General features: G+C 47.1%; 1 protein-coding gene. It reads right to left on the bottom strand.

The features are described 5' to 3' along the window. Positions 1-2 precede the first annotated feature (2 nt). Positions 3-15,354: gliding motility-associated C-terminal domain-containing protein (locus K9J17_03260; protein MCF8275730.1), on the bottom strand; the 15,352-nt coding region annotated here is incomplete at its 5' end.

Below are 15,354 nucleotides of genomic sequence, written 5' to 3'. Positions count from 1 at the left end.
TATTACCTGATCAATGTAAAGAATCCGGTCTGCTCGCTTACGTTGCCATCCTTGTATTCCATTTGGATGACATAGTAGTAAGTTCCTCCCTCGCAATCTTCGCCTGCGCTTGTCTTACCTGACCAGCTGAACTGACGTCCTTCGCTTGCATAGACACTGAATCCCCATCGATTGTAGATGGTCATGTTGATGTTCTCAAGGTCAGTTCCTTGCAGCCAGATCACATCGTTAACTCCATCGTTGTTCGGTGTGAACACGTTTGGTATATCGATAATGATCTTCACCTCTAGACCAGCAACCGCTGTATCCTCGCAACCGTGGTTAGACGCAATCAACGTTACCCAGTATGAACCAGGATCGCCATAATTGTGATCTGGGTTTTGAAGCATACTTGTCATACCATCACCGAAGTTCCACATCCAATCAGTAACCTGACCTGCAGTAGTATCTGTGAACTGGATATCACTTCCGAATGGCACATCGCCAGCTGGGTCACGTTCAAATCCTACAACAGGATAATCGTACACCCAAACTTTCACGTGATCCTCATCCGTAATGCTGCAATTCTCATTTATCGCAACAACCGAGTATTCAGTTATGCCAAGCCCTGGAGCTACAACAATTGTCTGAGCAGTATCAATCGCTTCACCATCAACATACCAGATGTAAATGGTTCCTGATGTTCCTCCAGTAGCCGTAAGCGTAGTGCTTTGACCAACGCAGATGTCAACATCATTTCCAGCAAACACTTCTGGAATAGCCGCTTCTTCGATATCGATACAAACGCTTGCCTCGCAACCATCAACAGAAGCAGTCATCACGCAGTATTCGCCAGCTTCGCTCACCCAAATACTAGGAGTTGTTTCGCCAGTTGACCAAGTAAGGCTTTCGCCATTTACTGTTTGAGCCGTTAGCATTACGCTATCTCCTGAACAGAACTCTGTCTCTCCATTGATAACAACCGTTGGCACAACTCCTTCTTCAACTTCGATAGTTGCCGAAGCAGAACAGCCATTGACATCGGTAACCTCTACAGAATATATTCCAGCTGCATTCACCGTAATACTTGCTCCGCTTCCGCTTGGCGTCCAAGTGTAGTCAACTGCTGTAGCAGATGTTGCGGTCAATTCAACTTCGCTTCCTGGGCAAAGTGGGTTGCTACCTGCCGTAACTTCCACTACAACTTCAGGAGTTGGGTTGAAATCGATGCTGATGCAATCCGAAGATTCGCAGCCATCAACTGATGTTGTATATACACAGTACTCGCCAGCTTCTGTAACCGTTATGCTTGGAGTTGTAGCTCCAGTTGACCACAGAATGCTTTCACCACCAGTAGATTGAGCTGTGAGCTCAATGCTGCCACCAGCACACGCAACAGTATCGCCTGTGATCTGGATGGTCGGAGTAAGACCTTCTTCAACTTCGTATGAAGCGCTGTTTTCACAACCTACTTGGTTGACCACAGTTACACTGTAAGAGTCAGCAGCGTAAACCCAAATTGACTGCGTTGTTTCACCCGTGCTCCAATCGTAACTGATAGCCCCTTGCGAAACAGCAGTCAGCATAGCGCTGTCTCCAGTACAAAGCGGATTGTTTCCGTCAATTGTGATTTCAACTTCTGGAAGTTCGTATACTTCTACTTCAATGCTTGTAGAAGCCATACAACCATTCGAATCTGCTACTTCAACTGAGTAGGTTCCAGCTTCGGTCACCCAGATGCTGGTTCCAGTAGCGCCTGTGCTCCAAGAATAACCAACTGCTGTAGCACAGTTTGCTGTAAGCTGCGTGCTATCTCCGTTGCAGAATGGGTTACCACCAGCAACTTCAATCTCCACTTCTGGATTTGGCAACACTTCAATAGCAATGCTGTCAACCGCAGAACAGTCGTTTCCATCAGCAACGGTTACTACAAATACGCCTGTCTCAGTAACTGAAATGGTAGCAGTAGTTTCTCCCGTTGACCACTCGTATGAAGCAGCCGTACTTGATGTAGCAGTCAACTCAACTGAACCTCCATTGCATGTTGGATTCACTCCTCCAGTGATAGCTACATCAACCGTTGGAACTTCATTGACCGTGATAGTAATGATGTTAGACTCACCGATCCAATCTGTACATCCTTGGTTACGAGCAACACGAATGTAGCAAGTGGTTTCACTCAACATTCCTGGATCATAGCTTTCGCCATCAGCACCAGCAATCAATGTGAATCCAGCTGGAATTGCTTCTTGAACAGGTGCTCCGATGGTCTGAGAATTCGTTGAGCACGGACCACTGTACCAAGCGTAAACTACTGGGCCAATTCCTCCTGTTGCAGGAACAATGCTCGTAATAACGCTTGGGTCGAATGGACCGCAGTTTTCCTGTTCCCCGTCAATCTCGCCACCATGAGTCACATTACAGCATGGAACTATTTCCACATCTGTGCTGCAAGAATCAACACAACCGTTTCCGTCTGTTACTACTACAGTGTAAGTTCCAGCAGCTAGATTTTCAAGCGAAGCAGTTGTTGCTCCTGTTGACCAAGCATAGCTGAACGGTGATGGTGCACCGCTAACATTTACGCTAGCAGAACCAACATTTCCATTCTCGCATGTTCCATCAACACTTGAACACACAAGTGAAGGAGCAGAATTGATGGTGATAGTGACAATGTTTGATTCGCCAAGCCAATCTGTACATCCCTGATTTCTCGCAACGCGGATGAAACAAGTGGTCTCGCTCAACATTCCTGGATCGTAGCTTTCGCCCGTTGCGCCAGCTATCAAACTAAATCCAACTGGGATTGCTGTTGGGTTCGTTTGCTCATCGCATTGACCGCTATACCAAGCGTACTCAACTGGGCCGATTCCACCTGTTGCAGGAGTTATGCTCACAATCTCACTTGGATCAAATGGACCGCAGTTCTGTTGTTCACCATCAATCTCGCCACCATCAGTTACGTTGCAGCAAGGAAGAACTTCAACCAACGTGCTGCAAGAATCAACGCAACCGTTTCCGTCTGTTACTACTACAGTGTAGGTTCCAGCAGCTAGATTCTCAATTGAAGCAGACGTTGCTCCATTTGACCATGCATAGCTGAATGGCGATGATGATCCACTTACCGTTACGCTAGCAGAACCAACATTTCCGTTCTCGCAAGTGCCATCAACACTTGAACAAACAAGTGCAGGTGCAGAATTGACGGTGATGGTGACCATGTTCGATTCGCCCAACCATTCTTCGCAACCTTGATTTCTCGCAACGCGGATGAAACAAGTTGTCTCACTGATCATTCCTGGATCGTAAGACTCTCCAGTTGCACCAACAATCAGACTGAATCCAACTGGGATTGCTGTTGGGTTGGTTTGCTCATCGCAGTGACCACTATACCAAGCATACTCCACGGGGCCGATTCCACCTGTTGCGGGCGTAATGCTTACAATTGGATTTGGATCGAAGGCACCGCAGTTCTCTTGATCTTCAGCAATCTCACCTCCATCGGTCACATTACAGCATGGTGTAACAGACACTGAAGTTGTGCAAGTTGCCTCGCATCCGTTTGCATCGGTAACTGTTACTGTGTATGTACCTGCTTGAAGGCTATCGATGGTTGCAGTAGTTCCGCCATTGCTCCAAGCAATTGTATACGGCTCAACTCCGCCAGAAATGTGAGCAATTGCTCTTGCAACATTTCCGTTGGTGCAATCTCCATCAACTCCATTGCAGGTCAACTCAACCGCTGGGTAAACCGTAATAGTGATGATGTTGGTCTCACCGATCCAAGGCTCACAACCGTTGTTGCGTGCACATCTTCTAAAGCAGGTTGTCTCAGTCAACATTCCTGGATCATAGCTAGCACCATCGGCACCTGAAATCGGTGTCCATGTGTTCGGATCAGTATTGCAATCTCCTTGTAGCCACATGTACTCAACCGGACCAATTCCGCCAGTTGCAGGAGCAACACTTGTGATTGCCGTTGGATCGAATGGACCGCAGTTTGACTGCTCTCCAGCAATCTCACCTGGATCGGTCACATTACAGCAAGGCGTCACAATCACAGACTCGGTGCAAGATGCGGTACATCCGTTCGCGTCAGTAACTGTTACTGTGTACGTTCCTTCTGCCAAACCAGTGATGCTGGCAGTTGTTTCGCCATTGCTCCACTCGTAGGTATAAGGCCCAACTCCATCAATCACATCAACCGAAGCAGAAGCAACGTTTCCATTTCCGCAATCGCCAGAAATGCTTGAGCACTCGATGGTCAACGCATTCTGGATTGTGATGGTGATGATGTTGCTTTCTCCGACCCACGGCTCACAACCGTTGTTGCGAGCACATCTTCTGAAACATGTTGTCTCAGTCAACATTCCTGGATCATAGCTAGCACCATCGGCACCTGAAATCGGTGTCCACGTGTTCGGGTCTGTATTGCAATCTCCTTGCAACCACATGTATTCAACCGGACCGATTCCGCCCGTTGCAGGAGCAACAGAAGTGATTGGGTCTGGATCGAATGCAGTACAATTTTGCTGAGTTCCAGCAATCTCACCTGGATCAGTCACATTACAGCAAGGTGTAACTATTACCTCTTCTGTACATGTTCCCATGCATCCGTTGGCATCTGTTACAGTTACTGTGTATGTTCCTGCTCCTAGATTTTCGATTGATGCAGTTGTTCCGCCATTACTCCACTCGTAGGTGAATGGTGCAGTTCCGCTGGTCACATCCACACTGGCACTGCCAACATTTCCGTTTCCGCAGTCGCCACTGACGCTTGAACATTCAACCTCCAATGCTGGATTGACGGTAATGCAAACCACGTTGCTTTCTCCAACATAAACGGTACATCCGCTTCTACGTGCACAACGGATGAAGCAAGTTGTTTCAGTCAACATTCCTGGATCATAGCTATCGCTATTTGAATTTGGAATCTCCACCCAACCGTTGTTTCCGTTGTTCAATGGAACGTTCTGATCGTTCATCAACCAAACGTATTCTAGGTCTCCAAGACCACCAGTTGCTGGTGTTAAGGATGTGATAGCTGCAGGGTCAAATGGACCACAGTTTTCTTGAGCACCTGCAATCTCTCCTCCATTTGTCACATTACAGCATGGAGTGATTGAAACCGTTACAGAACAATCAGCTGTGCAACCGTTAGCATCGGTTACAGTTACTGAATAAGTACCTGCTGCGATGTCATTGATAGAAGCGGTAGTTTCTCCGTTGCTCCACTCGTAAGAGTAAGGTTCTGTTCCACCGCTCGCGCTAACTGAAGCTGAAGCAATGTTTCCGTTGTTGCAATCTCCGTTTATAGGAGTACAAGTCGCAACTGGTGCTTCATTGATAGTAACGCAAACCACGTTGCTTTCGCCAACATAAACTGTACATCCACTTCTTCGTGCACAACGGATGAAACAAGTTGTCTCAGTCAGAATTCCTGGATCGTAGCTTTCGTTATCCGAGTTCGGAATTTCTACCCAACCGTTGTTTCCATTGTTCAACGGAACGTTCTCATGGTTCATCAACCAAACGTATTCAAGATCGCCAAGACCTCCAGTTGGTGGAGATACCGAAGTAATTGCCGCTGGGTCAAACGGACCGCAATTCTCTTGACTTGCAGCTATTTGGCCACCATCAGTCACGTTACAGCATGGAGTGATTGAAACTGTTTTGCTGCAAGTTGCTTCACAACCGTTGGCATCAGTTGCAGTTACGCTATATGTTCCAGCAACAAGGTTGGTGATGGATGAAGTTGTTTCACCATTACTCCATAGATAAGTGTAAGGCTCTGTTCCTGCTGAAGCTGCTGCGTAGATCGATGCAACATTATCGTTGGTACAATCCCCATCATCCTTGGTGCAAAGCACTTCAGGAACTGGATTAACAGTTACGCAAACCACGTTGCTTTCTCCAATGTAAGTTGTACAACCAACATTTCGCGCACAACGCAAGAAGCATCGGCTTTCGGTTAAATAACCTGGGTCGTACGAATCAGAATTACTGTTCGGAATCTCTACCCAACCATTGTTTCCATAGTTCGGTACGTTCTGCGTATTCCATAACCATACGTATTCAACTGGCCCGATTCCGCCTGTTGCTGGAACCACACTTGTGATTGCAGTTGGGTCGAATGGACCGCAGTTTTCTTGCGTGCCAGCAATCTCGCCACCATCGGTAACGTTGCAGCATGGCTCAGAAGTAATTGTGACCGAACAATCAGTAGCACAACCATTTGCATCCGTTACAACAACTGAATACGTTCCAGCACCCAAGTTGCTGATGTCTGCTACAGTTGCCCCATTTGCCTGTGCTGAGCCTGTCGAAGTACTCCAAGCATAGCTGAATGGAGCCGTTCCACCAGTTATTGATGTAGAGACAGAACCCATTCCATTGTTGCTGCAATCGCCATGCGTTGGGTTGCAAACAACTTCCGGCTGTGGGAAGATGGTGATGGTGATAATGTTGCTTTCTTCAAATTCATTACAGCCATTTCTTCTAACGCATCTTCTGAATTGAGTAGTTGCGGCAACTATTCCAGGGTCAAAAGTCAATCCATGGGCACCTGAAATCTCTTGCCATGGGCCTGATGTTCCCGTTCTAGTAATCCAAACAATCTCAAGAGCTCCAAGGCCACCAGAAGGATCAACAACACTTGTCAACTCAGCCACGTCAAACGGACCACAGTTTTCTTGATTGGCAGCAATCGAACCTGGTTCAGTCACATTGCAGCATCCAACAACTTCAACAGCAGTTGTACAAACCGCAGTACATCCATTGGCATCGGTAACCGTTACACTGTAAGAACCAGTCGCAAGGTTATCGATAGAAGCAGTTGTTCCACCATTGCTCCAAGCGTATGAATAAGGCGCTTCACCACCCGTTGCATTAACGGAAGCTGAAGCAGCATTTCCATTTGCACAGTTTCCGTTTACTGGAGTACAATCAGCAGAAAGGTCGCCTGGGTTGATGGTGATGCAGATAACGTTGCTCTCCCCGATGTAAGGAACGCAACCGCTTCTTCTTGCACATCTGATGAAGCAAGTTGTTTCGGTCATCATTCCTGGATCGTAAGTAGCAGAGTTGCTGTTAGGAATTTCTACCCAACCATTGTTTCCGTTGTTGATCGGAACGTTTTGCGAATTCCACAACCATACATATTCAAGATTGCCTGAACCACCCGTTGGATCAGCAACGCTTGTGAACACGGCTGGATCGAATGGACCACAGTTTTCTTGACTCGTAGCGATTTCGCCACCGTTAGTCACGTTATCACAGCATCCTGGCCCAACAGTAATAGTGATGATGTTGCTTTCTCCGATGTAATCGGTGCAACCTTGGTTACGGGCACATCTTCTGAAACAGGTTGTCTCAGTCAACATTCCTGGATCATAGCTTTCGCCATTCGCACCTGGAATCTGAGCCCAAGTATTCGGGTTTGTTGAGCAATTACCTTGCAACCACACATACTCCACAGGGCCGATACCGCCAGTAGCCGGGGCAAGGCTCACAATTGGAGCTGGGTTGAATGGTCCACAGCTATCCTGACTTGCCGCAATCTCACCTGGATCGGTCACGTTGCAACATGGAGTCACAGTTACCACAGCAGTACAAGTTACCTCGCATCCGTTAGCATCTGTAACCGTCAGGTCGTAAGAACCTGCCTGAAGATTATTGATGCTCAGTGTAGATGCACCTGTGCTCCAAAGAACCGTGTAAGGCTCTACTCCACCGTCAATTGCTACAGAAGCAGAAGCTGCATTTCCGTTGCTGCAATCTCCGTTTACTGGAGTACAAGTTGCAATCAGTTCACTTGGTTCAGTGATGCTCACATTAGCCGTTTCTTCACAACCGTTTCCGTCTGTCACAACTACTGAATAAGCTCCAGCAGCAAGACCACTAACAGAAGCAGTTGTTTCGCCATTGCTCCAAGCGTAAGTATAAACTCCATCGCCACCGCCAACAGCAACCTCTGCAGTTCCTGTTGTAGCACCGTTACAAACTGGGTTTGTAGAGGTTGCATCAGCAGTAAGCGCATCGTTTTCAGATACGGTAGATGAGCATGTTGCAGTACAACCGTTGGCATCTGTAATTGTCAGATCGTATGCTCCAGCGGCAAGACCAGAAATGCTAGCAGTTGTTCCGCCATTGCTCCAAGCGTAAGAATAAGGTAGTGTTCCACCTGTAGGATTTGCAGTAGCAGTTCCAGTAGCGTTTCCGTTGCAATCAACATCGGTTGCAGAACAAGTAACGCTCAGTCCGCTTGGCTGACCGACAGTTGCGGTGCAATCGTCAGTACATCCGTTTGCGTCTGTAACTGTTACGCTGTACGTTCCTGCAGTAAGACCAGAAATGATAGCGGTTGTTCCGCCATTGCTCCAAGCATACGTGTAAGGAGCTTCGCCACCCGTTACAGAAACAGAAGCTGTTCCAGTTCCTGCTCCGTTGCAACCGCTATCTGTAGATGAACAAGAGGCAACTGGATTTTCGTTAATAGTAACGCAGATAACGTTGCTTTCGCCAGGATAAATTGTACAACCGTCTCGTCTCGCGCAGCGGATGAAGCAAGTTGTCTCTGTAATCATTCCTGGATCGTAAGTAGCTGAGTTGCTATTTGGAATTTCTACCCAACCATTGTTTCCGTTGTTCAACGGAACGTTTTGGCTGTTCGTCAACCATACATATTCCAGGTCTCCAAGACCTCCAGCTGGAAGGCTTGTGCTTGTAAACGCAACTGGATCGAATGGTCCGCAGTTTTCTTGCGCTCCTGCAATCTGACCACCGCTGGTCACATTACAGCAAGGAGTAACCTCGACAATTTTGCTGCAATTTGCCTCACAACTATTCTGATCGGTAACAGTCACGCTGTACGTTCCAGCAGCCAATCCTGAGATTGACGCGGTCGTTTCATTATTGCTCCATAGGTAAGTGTAAGGACCCGTTCCACCTTGAACAGAAACCGAAACTGAACCAAGGTTTCCATTATTACAGTTACCGTCAACTTCAGTGCAAGTTACTGTCGGAACTGGATTGATGGTGATTTCAAGTATATCTGAGCAGAATGTAAATTCAGGACATCCTTCTCTTCGGGCACAACGCTTAAACTGAGAATTGATGCTGATCATTCCTGGATCGTAGGTTTCAGAAGTCGCTCCTGGAATCGGTGTCCAAGTTGTTTCTGTTTCCTTTTGATACCATTGATATTCAATTCCGCCTAATCCGCCAGCAGCTGGTGCAACGCTTGTGAAAGCAACTGGGTCGAATGGACCGCAACCTTCTTGGCTACCAGCAACCGTTCCTGGATCAGTTACATCGCAACATGGATTCGTTGACACCGTAACCGAACAATCGTCCGTACATCCGTTAGCGTCTGTTACAGTTACTGAATACGTTCCGGCCGCAAGACCAGAGATTGAAGCTGTAGTTCCTCCATTGCTCCAAGCATAGCTGAAAGGAGAAGTTCCGCCAGTTACAGACACAGAAGCCGAAGCTGAGTTATTGTTGTTGCAATCTCCGTTTGTTGGAGTACAATTTGCAACTGGAACTGGGTTAACAGTTATACAGATCACGTTGCTTTCTCCGATATAGATATCGCAACCGCTTCTGCGGGCACAACGGATAAAGCATCGGCTTTCTGTCAACATTCCCGGATCGTAGGTCTCGTTGTCAGAATTTGGAATTTCTACCCAACCGTTATTTCCGTTGTTCACTGGGACATTCTGGCTGTTCCACAACCATAGATATTCAAGATCACCCAAACCACCTGTTGCTGGAGCAACTGAAGTGATGGCTGCTGGGTCGAATGGACCGCAATTTTCCTGAACACCAGCAATTGTACCTCCGTTGGTCACATTGCAACATCCTGCTACTGTCACATTTACATTGCAATCAGCAGTGCAACCGAAGTAATCAGTAACGATTACTGAATAATTTCCTTCGGCCAAGTTGCCGATGGTCTGAGTTGTTTCTCCATTGCTCCAAGCAAAGGTGTAAGGACTCGTTGCGCCCTGAACATTCACGGTTGCTGAAGCACCGTTTCCGTTGCTGCAATTTCCGCTAATGCTTGTGCAATTAACCTGTGGAACTGGGTGAATTTCAATCTCAAGAATATCTGAGCAGAATGTGAATTCTGGACAACCTTCTCTTCTTGCACATCGCTTGAATTGTGAGTTGATGCTGATCATTCCTGGATCGTAAGTCTCACCGTTCGCACCTGGAATTGGCATCCAAGTGGTCTCAGTTTCTTTCTGATACCATTGGTAAACGATGTTTTCTAAACCACCTGTTGCTGGTGCAATACTTGTGAAAGCTACTGGATCGAATGGACCGCAACCTTCTTGACTTCCAGCAACTGTTCCTGGATCGGTAACATCACAACATGGGATTGTAGAAACGGTTACTGAACAATCGTCAGAACATCCGTTCACGTCAGTTACAGTAACCGAATACGTTCCATCAGCCAAGTTGCTGATTGAAGCAGTTGTTCCACCGTTACTCCAAGCATATGAGTAAGGAGCAGTTCCACCAGTGACAGATACCGAAGCACTAGCTACATTATCGTTTGCACAGGTTCCGTTTGTTGGGACACAAGTTGCAACTGGAATTGGATTTACCGTTACGCAGATTACGTTGCTCTCGCCCACGTAATCTGTACATCCACTTCTTCGTGCACATCTTAGGTAACAAGTAGTAGCAGTCACCATTCCTGGATCGTAAGTAGCTGAGTTGCTGTTAGGGATTTCTACCCAACCATTGTTTCCATTGTTGATTGGAACATTATTCGGATTCGATAACCAAACATATTCCAAATCGCCTAAGCCTCCTGTTGGAAGGCTTGTACTGGTAAATGCTGCTGGATCGAACGGTCCGCAGTTCTCTTGAACTCCAGCAATTGTTCCGCCATTGGTCACATTGCAGCATGGAGTGATATTAACTGTCTTGTCACAAGACTCAGTACAACCTTTGGAATCAGTTACTGTCACAGAGTATGTGCCTGCCGCCAGACCAGAAATACTTGAACCTGTAGCTCCATTACTCCATACGTAAGAATATGGTGCGGTTCCGCCTGCGGCTGAAACCGATACAGAAGCTTGATTGTTGTTCGAGCAAGACCCATCAACCTTAGAGCAGGTTGCAGTCAGGTCAGATGGCTCATTAACTGTTGTAGAACAAGTAGTTGTACAACCGTTGGCATCAGTTACCGTTACGCTGTAGCTTCCTGCCATCAAGTTGCTGATTGAGACAGTGGTCGCACCAGTACTCCAAAGAACGGTATAAGGTGCAGTTCCGCCTGTTGTAGAAACAGAAGCGCTTCCTGTTGAAGCTCCGTTGCAATCTGCATCAATTGCAGTACAAGTGGCCACCATATCGTCAGGATTGACCGTTACACAGATCACGTTGCTTTCGCCTACGTAAGTTGTACAACCGCTTCTTCGTGCACAACGCAAGAAGCAACGGCTTTCGGTCAAGTAACCTGGATCGTAAGTTTCTGTGTTTGAATTCGGGATTTCAACCCAACCGTTTTGACCGTTGTTCAATGGTAGGTTATTCGCGTTCCACAACCAAACGTATTCAAGTCCTCCAAGTCCACCATTTGCTGGCGCAACACTTGTAATTCTCTCTGGGTCAAACGGACCGCAGTTTTCTTGAACTCCAGCGATGGTTCCACCATTGGTCACATTACAACATGGAGTGATGCTTACTGACGTTGAGCATGTAGCGCTACATCCATTAGCATCCGTAACAGTTACGGAATATGAACCAGCAGCAAGACCATTGATAGAAGCTGTTGTTCCTCCGTTGCTCCAAGCATAAGAGAATGGAGAAGTTCCGCTTGAAACAGATACCGAAGCTGATGCTTCATTGTTGTTTGAGCAGCTACCGTCAACTTTAGAACAAGTGGCAACTGGTGCTGGGTTGACGGTGTAGCAAACGATGTTGCTTTCGCCTACATATGTAGTACATCCGCTTCTGCGTGCACAACGTAGGAAGCAGCGTGTCTCAGTCAATAGACCTGGATCGTAAGTAGCAGAGTTGCTATTTGGAATCTCTACCCAACCGTTTTGACCGTTGTTCAATGGTAGGTTATTCGCGTTCCACAACCAAACGTATTCAAGGTCTCCAAGACCGCCAGTTGGCAATGATGCTGATGTGATCGCAGCTGGGTCGAATGGCCCACAGTTGGAACCTCCGCCAGCAATTTGGCCTCCGTTGGTCACATTGCAACATGGAGTGATCGCTACTGTTACTGAACAATCATCAGAACATCCGTTAGCATCTGTTACAGTTACTGAATAGCTTCCTGCTGCAAGACCATTGATGGAAGCTGTTGTTCCTCCGTTGCTCCAAGCATAAGTGAAAGGAGAAGTTCCGCCTGAAACTGACACCGAAGCGGAAGCTTGATTGTTGTTGTTGCAAGTTCCGTTTACTGAAGAACAAGTAGCAACAGGTTCTGGATTAACGGTAACCGTTAAGATGTTGCTTTCTCCGATGTAAGCAGTACATCCGCTTCTGCGCGCACATCTTCTGTATTGTAGGCTCACATCTGTGTATGGTGCATCGTATTCTGGAGTATCGGAGTTTGGAATCTCACTCCAAGCGCCTCCAATTGTTCTTACCAACCATACGTATTCAAGGTCGCCTAATCCTCCCGAAGGAAGTGAAACACTTGTAAATCTCTCAGGGTCGAAACCTCCGCAATTCTCTTGACTTGCAGCTATCTGGCCTGGATCAGTAACGTTACAGCAAGGAGTTACAGAAACAGTTACTGAACAATCATCAGAACATCCGTTAGCGTCTGTCACAGTTGCTGAATAGGTTCCTGCAGCAAGACCATTGATGGAAGCTGTTGTTCCTCCGTTGCTCCAAGCATAAGTGAAAGGAGCTGTTCCGCCTGAAACAGATACTGAGGCTGAAGCCTCGTTATTGTTTGAACAGCTACCATCCACTTTAGAACAAGTGGCAACCGGTTCTGGGTTGACCGTGTAGCAGATGATGTTGCTTTCTCCAATGTATTCTGTACATCCGCTTCTGCGTGCACAACGCAGGAAGCAGCGTGTCTCAGTCAATAGACCTGGATCGTAAGTAGCAGAGTTGCTATTTGGAATCTCTACCCAACCGCTGTTTCCGTTGTTCACCACGTTCTGTGTGTTCCACAACCACACATATTCAAGGTCTCCAAGACCGCCAGTTGGCGAGGATGCTGATGTGATAGCTGCTGGGTCGAATGGTCCGCAGTTGGAACCACCGCCAGCAATTTGACCTCCGTTGGTCACATTGCAACATGGAGTGATGCTTACTGAAGTTGAGCAGGTGGCTGTGCATCCGTTCGCATCCGTAACTGTTACAGAATATGAACCGGCTGTAAGGTTGCTGATTGCTGAAGATGTCGCACCGTTGCTCCAAACATAGGTAAAAGGAGAAGTTCCGCCAGAAGCTGTTACAGTGGCAGAACCTAAATTGTTGTTTGAGCATGTTCCGTTAGTTGGAGTACAGTTAGCAGTAAGTGTGTTTGCTTCTCCAACGACAACTGAACAATTACCAGTACATCCATTGTGATCAGTTACGGTCACAGAATACGTTCCAGCCGCCAACCCGTTTACGGAAGCACTTGTACCGCCATTGCTCCAAGAATATGTATAAGGTGCTGTTCCTCCTTGGACAGCAACACTTGCTGAACCGGTTGATGCACCAGCGCAAGCAGCAGGCGATTGACTACAAGTTGCGATGATGTTGTTTGAATAGATCGTGATATCCAGAACGTTTGAACACACTTGGTATTCAGGACATCCACTTCTACGAGCGCATCTCTTAAACTGAATATTCACCGAGGTCATACCTGGATCATAGCTAGCGGAAGTCGCACCCGGAATTGGCGTCCAAGAAGTTTCGGTTTCTTTAGAATACCATTGGTATTGAATATCGCCTGAACCACCAGTTGCAGGTGCAACGCTGGTAAATGCTACTGGATCAAAAGCACCACAGTTCTCCTGGCTTCCCGCCACAGATCCTGGCTCGGTCACATCGCAGCAAACTGGGCGATCACCAACTGTTACACATGCTTGATCTTCGCATCCGCTGGCATCTACCACTGTTACACAGTATTGACCTGCGCACAGACCATCCACAGAAGCTGTGGTTGCTCCGTTATCCCAAAGATAAGTGTAAGGCGATTGACCACCAGTAGCAGAAGCCGTAGCGGTTCCATTACACTGATGATCAGCGCAATTTTGAAGATCGAAGTTGAAGTCGCCATGACCTGAATAATCGCCTGAATAATCGAACCAAAGAGAGAATCCGTAGTTAGCGTTCTTATCATTGGCGGCAGTTCCAACCTGAACACGGAATTGAGGAGCTGCAGCCATGCGCTGTAGGCTAAGTTCTTTTCCTGCATACGTTCCAAGACCAATCATTCGGCTTTGTGAAGCATCCATTTCGTAGTAAGCCCAGTCTTGATAATTGTTTCCTACGATTGAGGACGTTCCTTTCCAAGAACCTCCAGCAGCTTGCCACTGCGTCCAGTCTTTCTTGTCATTCAGATAAACATCTACTTGCCAACGCTTGCTTGAATTAGATGTGTTGTAAACAATACCAGTGACACGAGCAGTTCCATCTGGGTATTCAACAAGATTTCCAGAATTGTTCTCAAACTTGAAATCGGTACTTGTTCCAGGCAACGTATTGATCCATACTGCATGCGAGCCGTTTTGATAATGAACAGCCTCACACTCATGAGAATTATCGCCATCGCACGTAACATCTGTAGCTGATGCGGTCGCATCAATCGTTGGATTTACCGTAAAACAGATGATGTTGCTTTCTCCAACATAAGTTGTACATCCGCTTCTGCGTGCACAACGTAGGAAGCAGCGTGTCTCGGTCAATAGACCTGGATCGTAAGTAGCAGAGTTGCTATTTGGAATCTCTACCCAACCGCTGTTTCCATTGTTCACTACGTTCTGAGTGTTCCACAGCCAAACGTATTCAAGGTCACCCAATCCGCCAGTTGGCAATGATGCTGATGTGATAGCAGCTGGATCGAATGGTCCACAGTTGGAACCTCCGCCAGCAATTTGGCCTCCGTTGGTCACATTACAACAAGGAGTGTTTGTTACCGTTACTGAACAGTCGTCTGAACAACCGTTCGCATCTGTTACAATTACTGAATAGGTTCCTGCTGCAAGACCATTGATGGAAGCTGTTGTTCCTCCGTTGCTCCAAGCATAAGTGAATGGAGAAGTTCCGCTTGAAACAGATACCGAAGCTGATGCTTCATTGTTGTTTGAGCAGCTACCGTCAACTTTAGAACAAGTGGCAACTGGTGCTGGGTTGATCGTGTAGCAAACGATGTTGCTTTCGCCAACATATGTAGTACAT

It is taken from the genome of Flavobacteriales bacterium (assembly GCA_021739695.1).
Classification (GTDB): domain Bacteria; phylum Bacteroidota; class Bacteroidia; order UBA10329; family UBA10329; genus UBA10329.
This window is presented reverse-complemented; position numbering and strand designations above follow the sequence as displayed.